This is a genomic window from Mesorhizobium sp. Cs1321R2N1 (assembly GCF_037179725.1).
GTDB lineage: Bacteria > Pseudomonadota > Alphaproteobacteria > Rhizobiales > Rhizobiaceae > Mesorhizobium > Mesorhizobium salmacidum.
The window spans coordinates 1-18,887 of the sequence record NZ_JAPYKP010000002.1; the positions used below are offsets into that span (position 1 = coordinate 1).

17 protein-coding genes and 1 pseudogene are annotated in these 18,887 nt (G+C 60.6%); 12 read left to right on the top strand and 6 right to left on the bottom strand.

Features of this window, described 5'->3' with window-relative positions:
• From O7A61_RS00660 to O7A61_RS00670, 3 genes and pseudogenes are all read left to right on the top strand, one after another.
• Positions 1–840, top strand: an 840-nt coding sequence (locus O7A61_RS00660) for a prenyltransferase/squalene oxidase repeat-containing protein (RefSeq protein WP_337127959.1), incomplete at its 5' end; no start/stop codon positions are given.
• Complete coding sequence (locus tag O7A61_RS00665) at positions 837–1,739, top strand: terpene synthase family protein (RefSeq protein WP_337127960.1); 903 nt, start codon at positions 837–839, stop codon at positions 1,737–1,739. The genes O7A61_RS00660 and O7A61_RS00665, both read left to right, overlap by 4 nt.
• Before the next feature lie 70 nt (positions 1,740–1,809).
• Positions 1,810–2,457, top strand: a pseudogene (locus tag O7A61_RS00670) (type 2 isopentenyl-diphosphate Delta-isomerase); the annotation flags it as partial.
• Positions 2,458–2,576: 119 nt separating this feature from the next.
• On the opposite strand, the gene O7A61_RS00675 reads toward O7A61_RS00670, so the two are convergent.
• The gene (locus tag O7A61_RS00675) at positions 2,577–2,849 is read right to left on the bottom strand and encodes a hypothetical protein (protein ID WP_337127961.1); all 273 of its coding nucleotides are present in this window, start codon (positions 2,847–2,849) and stop codon (positions 2,577–2,579) included.
• Positions 2,850–3,006: 157 nt separating this feature from the next.
• On the opposite strand from O7A61_RS00675, the gene O7A61_RS00680 reads away from it, so the two are divergent.
• Positions 3,007–3,657: a TIM44-like domain-containing protein gene (locus tag O7A61_RS00680; protein WP_337127962.1), complete on the top strand. Its 651-nt coding sequence runs from the start codon at positions 3,007–3,009 to the stop codon at positions 3,655–3,657.
• 22 nt (positions 3,658–3,679) lie between these two features.
• Here O7A61_RS00680 and O7A61_RS00685 read toward each other — a convergent pair whose 3' ends face one another.
• Positions 3,680–4,003 carry a hypothetical protein gene (locus tag O7A61_RS00685; protein ID WP_337127963.1) on the bottom strand — a complete coding sequence of 108 codons (324 nt, stop codon included), beginning with the start codon at positions 4,001–4,003 and terminating at the stop codon, positions 3,680–3,682.
• Between the two features lie 54 nt (positions 4,004–4,057).
• Between O7A61_RS00685 and O7A61_RS00690 the strand changes: the two genes are divergently transcribed.
• From O7A61_RS00690 to O7A61_RS00720, 7 genes are all read left to right on the top strand, one after another.
• Positions 4,058–4,279 carry a hypothetical protein gene (locus tag O7A61_RS00690; protein ID WP_337092170.1) on the top strand — a complete coding sequence of 74 codons (222 nt, stop codon included), beginning with the start codon at positions 4,058–4,060 and terminating at the stop codon, positions 4,277–4,279.
• Positions 4,280–5,090: 811 nt separating this feature from the next.
• Positions 5,091–5,771: a hypothetical protein gene (locus O7A61_RS00695; protein ID WP_337127964.1), complete on the top strand. Its 681-nt coding sequence runs from the start codon at positions 5,091–5,093 to the stop codon at positions 5,769–5,771.
• The gene (locus tag O7A61_RS00700) at positions 5,764–6,450 is read left to right on the top strand and encodes an RES family NAD+ phosphorylase (protein WP_337127965.1); all 687 of its coding nucleotides are present in this window, start codon (positions 5,764–5,766) and stop codon (positions 6,448–6,450) included. Before O7A61_RS00695 ends, O7A61_RS00700 begins: the two co-directional genes overlap by 8 nt.
• A gap of 744 nt (positions 6,451–7,194) precedes the next feature.
• Positions 7,195–7,737, top strand: coding sequence for a cytochrome b (locus tag O7A61_RS00705; RefSeq protein WP_337127966.1), 543 nt, complete (start codon positions 7,195–7,197; stop codon positions 7,735–7,737).
• A 13-nt stretch (positions 7,738–7,750) separates the two neighbouring features.
• Entirely contained in the window at positions 7,751–8,077 is a 327-nt protein-coding gene (locus tag O7A61_RS00710) for a PepSY domain-containing protein (protein WP_337127967.1), read from the top strand.
• Entirely contained in the window at positions 8,077–8,742 is a 666-nt protein-coding gene (locus O7A61_RS00715) for a response regulator transcription factor (protein ID WP_337127968.1), read from the top strand. The genes O7A61_RS00710 and O7A61_RS00715 overlap by 1 nt, the downstream gene beginning before the upstream one ends.
• Complete coding sequence (locus O7A61_RS00720; RefSeq protein ID WP_337127969.1) at positions 8,742–10,085, top strand: sensor histidine kinase; 1,344 nt, start codon at positions 8,742–8,744, stop codon at positions 10,083–10,085. Before O7A61_RS00715 ends, O7A61_RS00720 begins: the two co-directional genes overlap by 1 nt.
• Before the next feature lie 25 nt (positions 10,086–10,110).
• Here the strand turns inward: O7A61_RS00720 and O7A61_RS00725 are convergent, their stop codons facing one another.
• From O7A61_RS00725 to O7A61_RS00740, 4 genes are all read right to left on the bottom strand, one after another.
• On the bottom strand, positions 10,111–11,622 hold the full coding sequence (locus O7A61_RS00725; RefSeq protein WP_337127970.1) for an RnfABCDGE type electron transport complex subunit D: 1,512 nt from the start codon (positions 11,620–11,622) through the stop codon (positions 10,111–10,113).
• Complete coding sequence (locus O7A61_RS00730; RefSeq protein ID WP_337127971.1) at positions 11,619–12,362, bottom strand: FAD:protein FMN transferase; 744 nt, start codon at positions 12,360–12,362, stop codon at positions 11,619–11,621. Before O7A61_RS00730 ends, O7A61_RS00725 begins: the two co-directional genes overlap by 4 nt.
• Before the next feature lie 3 nt (positions 12,363–12,365).
• On the bottom strand, positions 12,366–13,148 hold the full coding sequence (locus tag O7A61_RS00735) for an FMN-binding protein (protein ID WP_337127972.1): 783 nt from the start codon (positions 13,146–13,148) through the stop codon (positions 12,366–12,368).
• Between the two features lie 503 nt (positions 13,149–13,651).
• Positions 13,652–13,933, bottom strand: coding sequence for a hypothetical protein (locus O7A61_RS00740; protein ID WP_337127973.1), 282 nt, complete (start codon positions 13,931–13,933; stop codon positions 13,652–13,654).
• A gap of 2,087 nt (positions 13,934–16,020) precedes the next feature.
• Between O7A61_RS00740 and O7A61_RS00745 the strand changes: the two genes are divergently transcribed.
• Positions 16,021–18,681, top strand: coding sequence for a PAS domain S-box protein (locus O7A61_RS00745; protein ID WP_337127974.1), 2,661 nt, complete (start codon positions 16,021–16,023; stop codon positions 18,679–18,681).
• Positions 18,682–18,887: the final 206 nt, after the last annotated feature.

An 18,887-nucleotide genomic window follows, 5' to 3' on the forward strand; every position in this document is an offset into this window, starting at 1 on the left:
CCCAGCGTCTGGCCGATCAATGTGTTCGAGCCATGCTGGTCGCTGTACACCCTGCATCTGGCCGGGCTGTTCGCGCATCCCACCCTCGCCGGGGCGGTGCGCGTGATCGTCGCGCAGCTCGACGCCCGCCTGGGCGTGCGCGGTCTGGGCCCGGCCTTGCACTTCGCGGCCGATGCGGACGACACCGCCGTTGCGTTGTGCGTTCTGCGCCTTGCAGGCCGCGCCCCGGTGGTCGATGCGTTGCGTCATTTCGAAATCGGCGAGCTGTTCGTCACCTTCCCCGGCGAGCGCAATGCCTCGGTGTCGACCAACATCCATGCCCTGCATGCGTTGCGATTGTCGGGAGAGCCCGCCGCCGGCACTAGCGCCTACGTCGAGGCAAATCGCAACCCGCACGGTCTATGGGACAACGAAAAATGGCACGTTTCGTGGCTGTATCCCACCGCGCATGCGGTCGCGGCGCTTGCGCAAGGCAAGCCCCACTGGCGCGACGAGCGCGCGCTGGCGGCACTGCTGCAGGCGCAGCGCGACGACGGCGGATGGGGCGCCGGTCACGCGTCCACATTCGAGGAAACCGCCTATGCGCTGTTCGCGTTGCACGTGATGGACGGGGGCGAAGAGCCGACAGGGCGCCGGCGCATTGCGCAGGCGGCGGCGCGTGCGCTGAAGTGGATGCTCGCCCGCCATGCGGCGCATGCCTTGCCGCAGACGCCGCTGTGGATCGGCAAGGAACTGTATTGCCCCACCCGGGTCGTGCGCGTGGCCGAACTCGCCGGGTTGTGGCTGGCGCTTCGTTGGGGGCGGCGCGTCCTGGCCGAGGGCGCGGGAGCGGCGCCATGATCCAGACCGAACGCGCGCTGCAGCAGGTGCTGGAGTGGGGGCATTCCCTGATCGGGTTCGCCGACGAGCATGCCGTGGAAGCGGTCAGGGGCGGCCAGTACATCCTGCAGCACATCCAGCCGAGCTTGCGCGACACCAGCACCCGCTCCGGCCGCGATCCGCAGGACGAAACGCTGATCGTGGCGTTCTATCGCGAACTGGCGCTGCTGTTCTGGCTAGACGATTGCAACGACCGTGGCCTGATCGCGTCGGAGCAGCTCGCCGCGGTGGAGCAGGCGCTGGGGCAGGGCCTGCCGTGCGCGCTCCCCGGATTCGAGGGCTGCGCTGTGCTGCGCGCTTCGCTGGCCGCGCTCGCCTACGATCGTCGCGACTATGCTCAGCTTCTCGACCATACCCGGCGCTACTGCGCGGCGCTGCGCGCCGGACACGCGCAGGCGCCAGGGGCGGGACGCTGGTCCTACGCCGAGTACCTGCACAACGGCATCGATTCGATCGCCTACGCGAACGTGTTCTGTTGCCTGTCGTTGCTGTGGGGGCTGGACATGGCGATCTTGCGCGCGCGTCCGGCGTTTCGCCAGGTCCTGCGGCTCATCTCCGCGATAGGGCGCCTGCAGAACGATCTGCATGGACGCGACAAGGACAGGTCGGTCGGCGAGGCCCACAACGCGGCGATCCTGCTGCTGCAGTGCTATCCGGCTATGCCTGTGGTGGAGTTCCTCAACGACGAGCTGGCCGGCCATACGCGCATGCTGCACCGAGTGCTGGCGGAAGAACGCTTTCCCGCGCCGTGGGGACCGCTGATCGAGGCAATGGCGGCCATCCGGGCGCAGTACTACCAGACTTCGACCAGCCGCTACCGTAGCGACGCTGCGGGGGGAGGCCAGCGTGCGCCGGCCTGAACGCGCGGGAGGCGGCGGCGTGCGTGCGCTGCCGTCGGTTCGATCCGACGCAACGCCGTAGACCGCGAGCATGAGCGGCACCGCCCTGAGCCGGCGCAAGGACGACATTTGGACATCGTGCTGGATGGGCGAACGGCGCCAGCCACGGTCGCTGCCGGCTGGGATTACATTCGCATCGAACACTGCGCATTGCCCGAGTTGGACCTGACGCAGATCGACATGCGCGCCTACTGCTGGGCAGGACCATGCGAGCGCCGCTGCTGATCAGCTCCACGACCGGCGGCAAGCCAAGCGCCGAGGCCCTCAACCGGCATCTGAGCGAGGCAGCGCAAGCCTTGGGGACTGCCAGATCGGTTCGCAGCGCGTGAGTCTGCAATCAGCAACTCCAGGGGCTGACGCGCGCGTTGCGCCGACTGGCCCCAGACATTCCCTTGCTGGCCAATATCGGCCTCGCGCAATTGCGCGAGGCCGACGGCCTGCACGTGACGCGCCGCGCGCTGGATGCGCTGGAGGCCGATGGACTCATCTCCATCTCAATCCGCTGCAGGAAGCGCTACAGCCGAAGGGCGACCGCGACTGGCGCGGCATCCTGGCGCAGGTCGCTCGCGGCGCGCGCAGCGTGGCGTGCCGATCGTGGCCAAGGAGTGGGGTCGGCCTGTCAGCCTCGGTGGCCTGTGCGCCCATCGAGGCGGGCGCGGCTGTGATCGATGTCTCCGGCGTTCTCAGGCTAGGATCGCCCCCAGCACAAAATTCGCCTTCCCCCCGATAGGCGAATACCTACGCCAAATCACGCGCATGTCTCACCTCTGGACAATGACACCCAGGCGTTTGTCCATTTCATTTCTTTGCGCCAGTCTTACGGTTTTGTAATTTGGACGGAGCGCGGCTTGAATTGCCTTCATTGTATTTCCATTTTCGACGGACTTTGAACCGCCCGAGGGCCTTGAAAATGATTAAGCCGTTCAGATTTCTGTCGATGCTGTTGATACTGACGACGGCCTTTGGAATTTTGTCGGTCAATTCGGCGGAGGCACGCAGAGGCGGCAGCTTCGGCAGCCGCGGCAGCCGGACATACCAGGCGCCGGCCCCTAGCGCCACCGCACCGTCCACGATGCCAGTTCAACGCTCGATGACGCCAAACAGGCCAAGCCCGGCGTCACCGGTTCAGCCATCGCCCGTTCAGACGCGACCACGCTTCTGGAGCGGGTTTGGCGGGGGGCTCGTTGGCGGCCTGGTCGGCGGGCTGGTCTTCAATGGCATCTTTGGAATGCTGTTTGGTCATGGATTCGGCGGCTTGGGAGGCGGGTTCAGCTTCATCCTCCAGCTGCTGCTGATTGGCGGGCTTATCATGCTGGCGATGCGTTTCTTCAACCGAAACAACGGCTCCGCAGCGGCAGTCGGAAGCGGCTTTCCATTCGGCCAACAAAACTTTGGAACAGGAGCGCCAGCCTACACGGCGCCCAGCGCCGGCGCCGCGCCGGCCTATGGCGCATCCAAGACGGATGAAATCGGTATCACCCAAAACGACCTTTCCACCTTCGAACGTCTTCTCGCGGACGTGCAGGCTGCGTTCACCCGCGAGGACCATCAGGGGCTGCGCCGGCTGACGACGCCAGAAATGGTTTCCTACCTCTCCGAAGAGTTGGCCGACAACGCGACCAAGGGATTGAAGAACGAGGTATCAAATCTTCAATTCCTCAACGGTGAAGTCGCCGAAGCGTGGCGGGAGGGTACGCGCGACTATGCGACTGTGGCACTGCATTGGTCGGCTGTTGATGTCATGCGCAACCGCCAGACGTCCGTGATCGAAGATGGCGATCCCGTCAATCCGGTCGAGACGACGGAACTCTGGACCTTTACCCGTGAAGCTGGAGGAGAGTGGCTGCTGTCCGCCATTCAGGACATCACAAAGCCATAGGCATCCTTTTGCCGGGCCGAATCTAGGCGGTTTGGGAGATCGACTTCTGGGGCGTTGCCGGTGTAAACAGCCTACGCTTCAGAAATTCTCCGGTCTTGTCCTTTTCGTGGTCGGTTCGGCGAACCGAGCCGCCGCCGGTCGACGTCTTCGTCCTGCCGACGCCCGCCTTTTTGCCCGCGCCGGCCTGGGTGAACCCGCCGCGTGACATCGTGCCGCCGCCGAACGACATCTCTTCGACAACATTCATTGCGCGCGTGGACTTTACACATTTGTAAATTGCCCACGCCGGGTAATCCGAGATACCGCTGGGCGGCGGTTCGGTTCGCGCATCCGACTTATCGGGCAACAGCACTCCGGGATGAACGAGCCGGGCCGTCCGTAAGCTATGTGGGAGAACACTATGATTCGCAAGGTTCTGGTTGCAGCCTCGGTTGTGACGCTCGTTAGCATGCCGGCATTTGCCGCCACCCAGTATTGGGTCGCGAAGGACGCCACAACGAAGAAGTGCTCCGTGGTTTCCACGAAGCCGGACGGCAAGAAGATGACCGACGCCGGAACAAAGGCATACGATTCCCAAGCCAATGCCGAGAAGGCGATGAAGTTGCTGAAAGACTGCAAATAAGGGAATTTGCGCCCCTTTTGAGCTGTCGCCCGCTCTGGAACACTGGAGCGGGCTTTTTGCTGCACAGAGCTCGCGCTCGATGGCGGGACGTCATCTGCCCAGTTCGACTGCCTCGAACTAAATCTATAATTTTTTGTAGGCCAGGAAGGTCGATCCAATTTCCTGCCTGTCAGGAAGGCAGTGTCTCGAACCTGCCGATCGGCGGCGAATGCAAACCGTCTTGGTTTTGAGGATCAATCTCGCAGGGGGAGAGGGTCGATCGCGATGCCGGTCAACAGAGACCGGCGGATAAAAATGGCCGGGCTCGAATACGGCCCGGCCAAAAGAAGGTCAAAACCTTCAGAGGGAGCACCGTTCAGCGGGATGGGAGGAAATCGCCGAACGATTTTGTCTTTATGAGCTCATTTTTGGGCTGCTGCGACGAACGTCATTCCAAAGAATAGCCCAACTGACAAAATTCGTACTCTGGATACGCGCTTTCTGCGGGATCGAGAAAATGGGCGTCGTGGCGATGTGCCACTGCCGTTTCAGGACATGGTCCCGACATTCCGGATCGCTCACGCGCGCCTGCTCCGCCAATTCTCCGAAAGGCCGAGCAGCGATATGGTCGCACCCAAGCGAGCCTCAAGAAGAACGGCACCGGAATGCCTTCTACGCCCGCGGGTAGCGTCCAACGGGATGGACGCTCGCGCGCCTAAATAGCCGGTTTCGAGGCTAACTCAACCGGGTTGTCGACGTTGACGGCATGTCGCTCTTGATGATCGAGATTATCATGCTATATAGATAACCACGATAACCGGGAGGCGAACCTGTGGTTGCTGCCAACAAAACAATTGAATTCTCCCGTGTTGGGACGCTCACGGGAACGCCGGAGCAGGTCCGAACCGGGCTCAGCCGGCTGAAGGCGGAACAGGTCGTCGCGCTGACAATTGAGCACGGCAGTGAATCCGCCGCCAAGGCTTTCGCCCAGACGGTTGCAGGCCTCGCCCCTTTGGTCGGTGCCATTCTCAAACGCCGACAAGATGAAGCATTCAACTCAATCATCGAGGCACTGGTGCCGGAGGTTCCTCCTCCACACCATAAGCTCGTCGAGGCGCGTATGGTGGCAGATGCGCGTAAGGCGGTGCTGGAAAGTGGCGACTGGCTGACAGCCGCGGAGGTCGCGAAGGTCGCCGGCTTCAGTGCCAGCAATCCCAGCGCCCAGCCGAACAAATGGAAGAAGGAGGGACAGGTCTTCGCCGTGCGCCATCGCGGCGTCGACTACTTCCCCGGATACGCACTGGACCCATCGACCGACTTCCGGCCGGTCAAGGCGCTGGCACGGGTTCTACACATCTTCCGGGGGAAGAAGGACGATTGGGGTCTCGCCTACTGGTTCGCCTCGGTCAACAGCTTCCTTGGCGGAAAGAGGCCGCAGGATTTGCTCATCAGCGAGCCCGAGCGCCTCGTCGGCGCCGCCGAAGACGAGGTGGCCGGCGTACTCCATGGTTGAAAGGAAGTTGCGGACGCGACGCCTGCTTGTCGTGGGCACAAAGGTCCCCAAACCCCAGAACGACCTCGGCTCACTGGTGAAGACAATGATCTGGCCTGGTGGCCGGGTCATTCACCGAATCCACCTCAGTCTCTACGGTGGGAGTGCATTCAATCCGGGCGTCAAGGGCAACGCACGATTCAGCCCAATTCAGAACGCGGCCGGCGCAAGCATCCCGACGCTTTATGGCGGCACGACCTTCGACTGCGCCGCGATGGAGACGGTATTCCACGACGTGTCATTCGCACCGGGGCTGAAGACCTTCGATAAAGCGAAGCTCACTGAGCAAGTCTATTCGACGGTGACATGCCAGCGCGACTTGGTGCTGGTCGACCTCAGCTCGACTGCGCTGAGGTCGCTTGGTATCCGCCGCGGCGAGCTCATCGATACGGAAAAGGACCAGTATCCGGGCACGCGCAAGTGGGCCGAGGCCATCCACGCGCAGTGCCCCGCGATTGAAGGGTTGTGCTGGGTTTCTCGTCAGGATGATCGTGCCCGCGCCGTTGTCCTCTTCGGCGATCGCATCCCCGCGACCGATCTCGTGCTTGCGAGCGCTTCGCGGAGCATTCTCGACGATGCAGACCTTTACTCCGACCTGTTGGCCCTGGCGGAGCGCATCGGCGTCAACGTCGCGGGCTAGCGGCCGGCGAGACGCGCGGCATTGAAGCCAGCCAGGAAGCTGCCGCAAGCTCGATGCTTTTGAGCGGGCAGTTTGGCAACTGAGTGTCACTCAGCAGCGACAGTCGCGCCTGAACGGTGGCCAGGATAAGCCCGACCTCACCGACGGGTTGAGCCGTGCGGTTCGGATCTCCGCTCGAGAACGCCGGCTACCAAATCGCGGTCCGTAGCATATGCGGCCGTCAGAAGGGGCGAAAGCTTCGAAGAAAACGAACAGGGTCGCAACTGGTACTCGAATATCAAAGCGTGGCGCCCGCCGGTCGTAGCCAACAGGATCGGATTTCCCCGCAACGCAGCCGGACCGATCAGGTCGAAGACGTGCTTGAAGAGGCAAGGTAACCCTCTGCTCGGCATTGGAACGCCCAGGCGTCAGACGAGCGCTCGGAATCCGGCGGCTTTGGGCTATTTCCGTGACCGACTTCTAACTGTCAGCGTCCTGACAGGTTGACTGACCCATTATCGCAAATCGACCCAGAAAGACGCTGTCCCGCGGCGATGTCCTCACCGCGATTGCGGTGCAGCTGATTGTGGCCAACGGTTGTTTTGCGAGCAGGTAATTTATCGTGGGTACGCACGATCGGCAGTATTTCGTCAGCCTCGGCTTGATCTAGGCGAGCCATGATCGAAGCGCAGAATCTCCGTTCAAAGAACAAAGCTTCGACGAAATCAGACTGCTTCAGAGATCCTCAAACCTGGAAAGCTCAAGATGAACTCTACCTATGCAAGCTCTCAGAAGGCCATTCACTGGGCTGTGTTTCTCCTGGTTGTCAGCCTCTATGGCCTGACCTATGTCGCCGACTTTCTTCCGCGCGGCGATCCCGGTCGCGACCTCGTATGGTGGTTTCATATTTCGTTTGGCCTGCTGCTTTTCGTCCTGGTCGTTACGCGCATCGGCCTGCGCCTGGTGCGTGGAGCGCCCGATCTGCCCGCGCAAATGACTCGGTTTGAAAAATGGATGGCCAAAGTCACGCATTTTTTGCTCTACGCCCTTCTCGTAGCCATTCCGGTTCTCGGAATCCTCCTGACTTGGTATAGGGGGCAACCCTTGAGCTTCTTCGGCCTGATTACCATATCGGCCCCATTCGCACCGGATCGCGCGTCGGCCGGAACCATCAAGGAGCTCCACAGCCTCTGCGCCAATCTGATACTTATCCTTGCCGGACTTCATGCGGCTGCCGCCCTTTGGCATCATTTTGTCCGTAAGGACGACGTGCTCAAGCGAATGTTGCTGGGAGCACGCGGCTCCTGATTACGGCTTATAGATGAAGAAGGTACTGATGCGTGTCGCGATGGTTGGCTTGCTCGGCCTTGTCCTGGCCCCGCCGCATGCTACGCATGCGGAAGTGGACGACGACGGCGATCATGATCGGGCGCGAGACCTATATGAGCACGGCGAAATAGAGAGCCTGTCCAAGATAATGAGCGTGGTCCACGCCCAAGTTCCTGGCGACATAGTAGCCGTCGACTTCATCCGAATTGACGACACGTGGGTGTATAGGTTCCAGGTTGTTGCCTCCGACGGCCGCCGCAGGATCGTCGATGTGGACGCCGGGGCCGGAGCTGTCATGCACGGCAAGCACGGCGACTAATGAAAATTCTCCTCGCCGAAGATGAACCCCGTATCGCGACCGACATCTCGGCGGTTCTCAAAGCTGCTGGAATGGCCGTCGATATCGTGCGCGACGGCGAAGCTGCCTGGTTCGCAGGCGACGTCGAGAATTACGATGCGGCCATTCTGGATCTTGGATTACCAAAACTGGATGGCCTCACCGTCCTGAAACGCTGGCGTGCCAACACCCGGCGTTTTCCAGTTCTAATTCTGACCGCCAGGGGGATGTGGAGAGAGCGCGTCGAGGGCATCAACACTGGTGCTGACGATTACCTTCCCAAGCCTTTTGAAATGGAAGAACTTCTCGCTCGGTTGAGAGCAATATTGCGTCGTTCAACAGGACAGGCTGCGCCGGTGCTGAAATCAGGACCATTGCTCCTCGATACGCGCCAGATGCGCATCTCGCTCCGCGGCGTACCTGTCGCGTTGTCGCCGCTGGAATATCGGCTTCTGGCGTTTCTGATGCATCATTCCGGACGCGTGGTCGCGCCAACCGAACTTGCGGAGCATTTGTATGATTCCGGCAACGATCGTGATCCCAATGCAATCGAAGTCATAGTCGCCCGTCTTCGCAGAAAGCTCGGCAACAATGTCATCGAGACACGTCGCGGGTTCGGATACTTTGTCGCTGACGAGCCTTCCTAATGGGCAACTCGATCCGCTTCAGACTCTGGTCGGCAGCGACGATCTCGATTCTTGTCGCTCTTGCCATTGCCGGCGTCGGGCTTCGCTATCTGTTTGAATCGAACGTCGAGCGGCGGGTCGTCAGTGAACTGACTCTCGATCTCAACGAATTGATCGCTGCAACCAGCTTTACAGCCGAGGGTCACCTTTCGGTCGCGCCCGCCTTGACCGATCCGCGCTTCGCAAACCCGCTGTCCGGTCAATATTGGCAGGTGGAGGACCTGAGCACACACAGTCTTGTGCGTTCACGCTCGTTGTGGGACGCGAGGCTAGTGCTGCCCGATCATCAAACTGGCGGCGAGCTGAGGCAGACCGAGGAACTCAAGGGGCCCGCCGGCGAACTTACAATTGCCGTCGCGCGTTCGATCATCGATGCCGACGGCCGTTCCTTTCGCGCCATCGTGGCGGAAGACCATCGCAGTGTGGAAGTGTCGGTGAGCAAATATGTCCGTGACCTTGCGCCTGCTCTCATCTTGCTCGCCGCTGCCCTGATGGCGGCATTCTTCATCCAGATCACTGTTGGCCTTGCTCCGCTGAGAAACCTGCGGGCGGCCGTCAGGGACGTTATCGCGCAGCGAACGGCGCGGCTAGAGGTGGCTGCGCCGACGGAGGTGCAGCCGCTCGCCGACGAAATCAACCGCCTCCTCTATGCCCAGGAGAAAGCCCTTGCACGCGCCCGATCGCGTGCCACCGACCTGGCGCATGGCCTCAAGACGCCCCTCCAGGTTCTATCGGCGGACATCCGCGCATTGCGCGAAAAGGGCGAGACGAAGCTCGCCGACGAAATCGAAAAGAGCGCGAGCGCGATCCGCCGCCATGTCGAGCGGGAATTGGCGCGCGCGCGTCTGGCACCCGGCGTTTCTGGGAAGGCATCCTGCCGGGTGCGAGAAACGGCGGCTGGCGTCATTGCTGTAGTGAGACGCACGCCGAGCGGAAAGCAGCTCGCCTTCGTCATCGACGTCGCGGAGGATCTCATGGCGCCGGTCGATGAAGGCGACCTGTCGGAGATTCTTGGCAACCTTGTGGAGAACGCGGCGCGTTTCGCGAATTCCTTGGTTCGCGTCACCGCTTCCGCCGCCGCTGGCGAGGTGGTCATCGCCGTTGCCGATGATGGTCCGGGCATTCCGGATGCGGACCGCGTATCGGTCCTGTCACGCGGCGTCCAACTGGACAGCAAGGGCGGCAGCAGCGGACTGGGTCTGGCCATAGTTTCCGACATTGTCGAAGCCTATGACGCACACCTGACCATGACCAATTCCGATCCTGGCCTGGTGGTAACCATAGTCCTGCCACGGCACTGCTAGAGCAAGACGAGCACAGGGCTGCCGTTCACGCAAACCCAGGGAAATAATCAGTCTTTAGCCTCGAACGGCGCACGCCCATGGCCAGCAGCATCTGTCGCAGTGCCTTGACCATGGCTTGCGGGCCGGAAATATAGAAGGTTCGCTCCAGGTAGTCGGGTATGGCCAGGCGCACCAGGCGGGCGTCGATATGGCCGGGATATTGGCCCGGCCCGGTGCCCTTTGCCACGGCGTGAAACGTCCTGATGCCCAGTTCGCGCCGCGCGGCGCCAAGCACGTCGCGATAGGCGATATCCTCCTGGGTTTCGGTGCCGTAGAGAACGACGATCGGCCGTGCCTCCTTGCGATCGATCAGGTACTGCAGCATCGAACGGAACGGCGTGATGCCGATGCCGCCGGCCAGGAAAGCCATCTTGGCCTTGGGATTGGACGGCAGCGTGAAATCGCCGGCCAACTGGGAGGCGTGGATCGTGCTGCCGGGTCTCATGGTGGCCAGCGCCCGCTTGAAGGCGCTTGATTGTGGATAGAACTTGACGCCCAGCCTAACTGATCGCTCGGTCGGCGCGGACGCGACCGTGAAATAGCGCCGGTTGCCGCGATTGTCGGAACGGTCGAGGCCAAGTGTCCATTCAAGGTACTGGCCCGCCTTGAAGGCGAGTGTTTGCTGTGACCTGAAGATGAAATCGTAGCTGTCGACGGCGGATTGCTCGACGCGTTCCAATCTCAGCACGAAACGCCCTTTCGGGCTCACAGCGTACGCGAAGAGGTTGCCCACGAGAAGCGCAAGTTCGGGCGTAAGGTAAAACGAGCCAATATGAATGTTGGGCGCGAACAGAAAGCCGACGATTGCGGCAAAGCCGATGCGCGGCCAACGTGTCGTCGGAGCCGTCAGCGGCTCGGTCAGCATCACGAAGGCGAAGAACAGCAGGGGTGACGAGCCGAAGGTCTCCGTCAGGGCGGTGCCGTAGTGAGACGGATCGGTGGTGGCCAGTATTGTCGCGAGAGCCACCACGAGGAAGGTCGCGACGAGGTCCAGCCGGCGCAGCTTGCGCACCAGAAGAACGCCTCCGATGAGCACGAAGGGAAGCAGCCAGATATTGCCCCCCGCCCACCAGGTGGCGGGCCGGTCGAGCAAAAGCGCGGTGAGAGCGACACCCAGCGCGGCCGGATTAAAAAGATGCTTCCTTCCGATGGCGAGCATGTATTTCGAGGAAATCGCCCAGACCGCGGCGAGTACAATCGCCCCGATCGCTTGGAGGTCCGTGGCGGCGACCGGATCGAGGATCAGCGTCAGGATGAGGGCGGTGATGTAGAGGGATTCGCTGTTGGCTGGGACATCGAAAATGCGCGCAAAAACCTTATTGGTAATCCAGCAGGCGGCTAGCACCAAACCGGTCGTGAAGGCGAGCGCGACGGGATCCTGTGGCACAAGCTTAACGAAGCCGAACACGAAAGCCGTGCCCACCAGCGCGATCAAATAATAGAGCACCAGCCGGTACATGGTCAGATGGTCGAGAAATCGGTCGATGGTCTTTATCATTGTTGGCAAAAAGCTCCGAAGCCGCTGGTCAGCGTGGCGCGGCCATTGACGTCGACGATGTAGCCTTCCAAGTCCGGCATACGCTCGAGGAAGTGGATGCCGTCCTTGCCCATGGCGAAGGCTGCGGTGGCAAAACGGTCGGCTTCGAGCACGTCAAGGCCGATCACTGTCAAACTGACGATGTCTGCGATGGAACCTCCAGGCCCATGGGGATCATAAATGTGTTGCCCCCGCACATATGTGCCGGATGTGGCCACGCCGCGTCCGCGCGGCCAGATGATCTTGATGACTTCGGCAGCGTTGAAGGGATTGCGGATGCCGACGCTCCAGTCCCGGCCCGCGGCGTTCCTGCCACTGGACTGGATGTCGCCCCCGGCCTCGATGAAGAAGTCGCGGATCCCCGCCCGCCGGACGATTTCGGCAGCGTTGCAGATGGCCCAGCCCTTGACGATCCCGGACGGGTCGAGCGAACCATCGGCCTTGCGAATATCAAAATATCCGTTCGTCTCCTTCCTAGTCCGTTCGGCGAGCGCCATCACTTCAAGCATTTCGCGGCTCCAGTTGCGTACCGGGACATCGCCACGATTGATGGCCGAGATCTCACTTCCCGCCCGGTAGGTGCTGAAACGGCTGTCGACAGCAGCGAAGTAATCGAAGACCGTGTCGATCAGGGCGCCATCGGGCGCACTTGCGACATCGACCGTGACTGGCATGCCCATCAGAATCCGGGTTTCGCGCATGACTCACGAAGACGCCTTCTCCAGCGCGCCGGCAAGGGACTGGATAAAGGCCCTGCTGGTCAGCGTCGCGCCCGAAATGATGTCGACATCAGCGCTTTGCGCACGGATCGCCTCGTCGCGCAGCATGGGCAGAGCCCGCCGGTTGATGCTGACAGACGTGCGGCGATCACTCGGGTATTTGAGCACCTTGAGCGCCGTGAGTCGGCCGTTCTGAACGAGAGCCTGGAGCTGGATGATGCCGTAATAGGCGTCGGCTGCGGGCCCGGTGTAGACCCCGTCGGCATAGCCGTGGGCCACGAGCTTCATGCCGGTAGGCACGACGTGAGCCGGCGCTTGCGGATATGCCGGTCTCGGCTGCGGGATCGGTACATAGGCAGCCGGCGTCACAGCGAAAGACGGGGTTTCCGGCACGGCGGGGCTGGCGGGCGCTGGGGCTAACTTTTGCTCCGGTGTCGGAGGCGGCATCTGAGAAGCCTGCGGCTGACCGGCGGCGAGTGCCGATTTCGGCGCAGGCGCTGCAATACCCGCCGTGGTTTTCTTTCCAATCTCACGCGGCATTCTCAGCGTCGGCGCCCGCCGCACATCTTCTTGATGAACATTGGGCAGGGCTGCTGCAGGTGCTGCAACTGGATAGGCCGCAGCCAGTGGAACGACTGGCGGCAATGCGTCCCCGTTTGCATTGGCGGATAGGGCGCTATCAATCATGGCTGAGCCGTGACTCGACTGATCCCAGATACAAGCGCCCGACGACGCGATGACGATAAGTGACAAAGCGATCTGTTTCATAGGGCTGCGTTCCACACTGAATTGTGCGCCGACAAATCGACTGAGCATGCATTGTCGCATCACCAAGCTGACAATTGGCTGTCAGGTATTCCCCGGGGGCATTCTGACTTCGTTGTCGGTTTTAACGAACCTTCCTGGCGGCACCCTGCAAGCAGGTCCTGAACTGACCGGGCGCAGATATGGGGTAGAGAAATCGTCGGGAAGCGGGATGGGCCGAAAGCTGTTTTCATAGAGGCGCGGATCATCCCGCCTCCGAAGGAGGAAACAGGGAATCTGGGCTGGAGGCTCGTTGGGCCATAGCACCACCCGACAGTTCCGATAATGCGCTCGCCTCCCCGATCCCAGGTCGGTAAGATGCAAATTTTCTCGGATTAATATCTGTAATAATCGCTGACGTTTCGTGTTTATACTCACCAGTATGACGGCCATAACCACAAGGTATCATTTATACGAGAACTTCTGCATCTATATCTAGGACAGCTTTCGGAATTCTCCGAGAGCCTTTAGATCAGGAGCTTATCATGAGAAAAGTAACAGCAATCTTGGCGACGTTGGCCCTGGGCGCGGCGCTTGCAACTGGAACGGCAACTGTCTCGATGGCCCGCGGCGGCGGGGGCGGCGGCCATGGCGGCGGCCATGGCGGCGGCTTCGGTGGCGGTCACAGCATCGGTGGCGGCTTCAGCGGCGGCCATGGCTTCGGCGGCCACGGTCTTGGGGGCGGCGCTCGTGCCTTTGGTGGCATTGCTGGCAGTCGTGCCGTTGCTCGCAATTTCGGCGTCAACCATGCAGTCGCAATTGGCCATGACCGCGTTGCGGCGCGGGACTTCCGGCGGGATCGCCGAGACGATCAGTACTGGGGGCCGTACCCCTACTGCGAGTACCCGTACCGCTACGATGTTCCCCCCTACGCTCCTTGCCTGTGAGGGGGCTTGAGTGATCGTTTTGCACGGCATCGCAAGCGTGTCCGACGCTTGCGATGCCGTGCAAATAAGCAAATCCGGGCGCCTCCCTAAAGGAGGTTTTCGCCGATTCCGAAAATCAGTTCGATCCGGCAGGATCGGAATTCCGGCCTTTCGGTGCACCCATAGAAGCTGAATGGCGACGGGATGGGCGAACAAAGACTTAGATGGCGGGCTTCTTGATTGCGACTATCATCTCGGCCGAGCGGTCAAAGTGCCGAGCGCTGATCGACCCGGCACCTAGCGAAGAGCCCGGGCTACCGACGACCTCAGCTGCACCACCTCAGGCGACACCATTCCCCGCTCGAGTAGAGTTTATGACCAAGGTACAAATACGAAAGTATATGGCAACCGACCTGAGCAGATAGGCCGCGCAAACCGGCATACAATGGAGCGGCATGCCAGACGCGGTAAATTCCAGCTAGCGACGAGTTGAGGTTCTTGCTCCCCAATAAGGAGCGTGCGCCGCGTCGACGCGGATCGCTGAAGGGCAGCGTTGTCGTCGAGGCGGGGCATCAATTCGGCTGCACAAGGAACCATCGGCTTTGTTTAATATGCGGAGATAGAAAAATGCTTTGTATCAACTGTAATTCTGCGTTTCACCGGCGACCTTCCCAGTACTATTTCTGCTCGAGTGCATGCTGGGAATACGCCAAGATAAACACTCCTTGGAGGATTCTATCGGATGGCCTAGGTCTCTTCGCGACTCCTGCCAAGCACCACAGCAGGTGCAGTCGTCGGCGGTCCAGAAGAAGCGTGAGGGCTATCATCCAATCCACGGGTGAAGTGGGGCCTATCGGGACAAGCGTGGAAGCAGTCACCTGAACCTGCGCTCCGCGTCCGAATTGGCCGGCCAGCCGAAATGATAACTTTGCGACATTGGTGTCCGATCGGCTCCGTGAACTCCAGTAACGATTATTGATCCCGACAGAACTCTAGGTGCCCACCTTGTCTGTCGTCATGCCCGCGGTCCGCGCGGCGTTTCTTGGCTCCATCGTCGAGAGGGTCCAGGCATTCACAATTGTCTTGGCAATAGGGACGCTTCGCGGATGGCGCCCCCGTCGCCCTGGGTTGCGTTTGCTGTCTTGGCCGGCGCAATCCTGCTGAGCGCTCCGTTGCTGTCTAGGTACCGATACATTCCTCCATTCGGCGTCGGTACCCCATGCTGCATCTGTTCGGCATAAGGTGGCTGCGAAAGGCCTCACTCAAGATGGCGGGTTCACTCTGTTGCGCGATGAGAATGCCGTCTTTGCGCCCGGTACGGCTCGAAAGCGCGGCACAGCAACGTCGCCCACGCCTGGATTCGATGCGGGGATGACTGAGTTCAGGGCTGTCCTGCTGGAAGGATTGGAGGTCGCTTTCATTGTACTCGCAGGCCTGCCGCGGCCTCCTGCTTCCGGCTTCTCTGGGTGCGCTTGCCGCTTTGCGCGTCGTCCTGGTCTTTGGAAACCTGATCCGCCGACCGCGTTGGCGGTTTCCGAGAACCAGCCCAGGTTCGGTGTCGGCTTTCTTGATCTATCCGGAAAATAGCGGAAAGTGCCGAGGCTTGGCCCTCCGGAACTGGCAAGCGAGGAACAAATACGGCAAAATTTACATAGCGCTGTTGGGGACACGGAGCTAAACCACCGAACGGAGCGCAAGCCATGATGCGGCCAGGCAGACGGTTCAGCTAACGGGTTGAACTGGCCAGTTGACCATGGCCCGCTCCGGGCACTCAATTGCGCGGAGGCAATCCTCCCCAAATTTTTCTTATGACACCTACCGAGCAGAACTTGAGGTTGTATTCACTGAGACCCGCGGCTTGGACGCACCAGCCCTAAGATGTCGCTATTCGTTTTATCCATTGCAAACGCTCGGCATCTAGCGCTCTGTAGAATTTTCCGGTGATCGCAGAGCGCCAGGCGAGAGCCAAGATGATAAACCAGTTGCACCCGATTCGGAGCGCCAGCAAGACGCTACCTCCCATTGCAACCGGCGCCGTTGCGGCAGCAATCTTCATTGCCGACACCGTCACGGAGGCCGACATCCCGGTTGGCGTTTTCTATGTTGCCGTTGTACTGATGACTGCCCGATTCTGCCGCGCGCGGGGCCTCGTACTCGTAGCCGCCGGGTGTGTTGTTCTCAGCTTGTTGAGCTATTTTTTGTCGGCACCCGCGGCCCCGGACGCTCCTGGTGTTGTCAACCTTTTAATCAGCATCGGTGCCATCGGCGTGACGGCCCTGCTCGTGGTGCAAGGCCAATCAGCGGCAGAAACACTGCGCGAACAGGCCAGTCTGCTTGGCCTTTCGCACGACGCCATTTTCGTGCGTGATCTGCACGATCGGATCACCTACTGGAATCGCGGCGCCGAGAGCCTGTATGGATGGACGAGCGACGAAGCTGTGGGAAACCTGTGCCATCAGCTCATGCAAACGACCTTTCCCGCGCCGCTTGAAAAGATCAATGTCGAGCTGCTGCGCAGCAGCGGCTGGGAAGGAGAGCTGATCCATACGAAGCGCGATGGAACGCAAGTCGCGGTCGCAAGCCGATGGGCATTGCAGCGGGATGGGCGAGGCGACCCTGTCGCGATTTTGGAGACCAACAACGACATCACCGAGCGCCAGCGGGCAGAGGAGGCGCTGCGCGAGAGCGAGAGACGATACAAAAGCATCTTTCGGACGGCAGGCGTGTCGATATGGGAAGAGGATTTTTCTCTGATCAAAGCCGCGATCGACAAGCTCAAGGCCCAAGGCGTGGAAGACTTCCATGCTTATTTCGCTGGACATCCGGAGTTCGTAGTAGAATGCATTTCACTGGCGAAGGTGGTCGACGTGAACGACGCCACGATTGAGCTGTTCAAGGCCCACAGCAAGAACCAGCTCCTGGATTCGCTAAATGCCGTATTTACCCCGGACACGATGGACGCGTTTGCCGGGGAACTGATTGCCGTCGCAGAAGAACTCTCCCTTTTTTCAGCCGAAACGACGCTTCAAACACTGACGGGAGACAAACTGACGGTCCTTTTTGCGATCACCTTCCCACCGGGACCTTCCAAGCTCGACCGGGTATTGGTGACAGTTACGGACATCACAAAGCGCAAGCGGGCCGAGGAGGCGCTTCGTGAAAATGAAGAAAAGTGGAGGGGAGTATTCGAGCACAATCCGACCATGTATTTCATGATCGATACCACCTTGACCGTGCTGTCTGTGAATCCCTACGGAGCTGAGCAACTTGGCTATGCGGTCGACGAGTTGGCGGGCGAATCCGTCCTCAAGATTTTTCATGAAGATGATCGAGCTGAAGCCCAACGCAATATGACGAGGTGCCTCGATCAACTCGGCAAAGTCGCCAGTTGGGAGCTGCGTAAGCTCCGCAAGAGCGGCGAGGTGCTCTGGGTTCGCGAAACCGCCAGAGCCATGCTGATGAAGGGTGTACCGGTCATCTTGATCGTCTGTGAGGACATCACAGAACGCAAACGCGCCGAGTATCTGGCGGGCCAGGTATTTGAAAGCTCACCCGACGCCATCTCCATGGTTGGAAGAGATCATCGCTATCGACGCGTAAATCCGGTTTATGAGCGACTTTGGGGAGTGCCGGTCAACATGTGCATTGGGAAGCATGTGGCTGATCTTTTGGGGGCCGCGGCCTTTGAACAGACCATCAAACCGCATTTGGATCGGTGCTTCGAGGGCGAAGAAGTACGCTACACCGAGTGGTTTACCACCGCGCTCGGGCGCCGCTACCTCGCCATGTCGTACACACCGTTGCGGATGAATTCCAACCACATCGAAGCCGCACTTGTGGTCGTACGCGATCTTACGGACCACATTTTAATCTCGGAGGCCTTGCGAACTGCTCAGGCGGAGCTCGCACGTGTCAACCGCGTCACCACCATGGGGCAACTCACGGCCTCAATCGCACATGAGGTAAGCCAGCCCATCACCGCCACCCTCGCCAACGCTCAGGCGGCGTTGCGGTGGCTGGGGGGCCGACCGCCCAACGTTGAGGAGGTACGGCACGCACTCGATGAAATCGTGAAAAGCAGCAACCGGGCGGGCGACGTCATCGGCAGAATCCGCGCTCTCGTCAAAAAGGCACCCCCTCGGAAAGATCGGTTCGATCTCAACGAAGCCGTTCGGGATGTGATTGTGTTGACACGCAGTGAAGTGCTGCGGCATCGCGTTTCGCTACAGGCTGAGCTCGCGAGAGATCTGGCGCCGGTTAGTGGCGACCGTATCCTGCTGCAGCAGGTGCTCCTCAACCTGATCATGAATGCCGTCGAGGCGATGAGCAACACAACCGAAGGGAAACTGAACCTGCGGATCAGCACCGAGACAGAGACGGATGGGGGGGTACGCGTGGCAGTGTGCGATTGCGGCCCGGGATTGGACCCTCAGAGCCTGGACCGCGTTTTCGATGCCTTCTACACAACCAAACCGGACGGCATGGGCATGGGCCTGGCAATCTGCCGATCGCTCGTAGAAGCCCATGGCGGACGGCTTTGGGCCACCGCGAACCAACCGCGGGGTGCTGTTTTTCAGTTCACACTGCCTCCGGAAGGTGATGAGACCGCCTCCGCCCCACGCGCCAGCTAGCCGCCCGAATTTCTACGAAATGCCTGAAGATGTTGCGGGAACCACCAGGTGGCTGCTTTCCGAAGACGCTGAGCTTGTCACGGCACAGGACATGGTGGTTGATGCCGGGTCTACCATGGGAGGGCCGCGCTTATGAGCGAGGCACTGTCGTTCATGACCTCGATATGCGATGCCATCATCGCAGATTGTGTGGTTTGGATGACTAC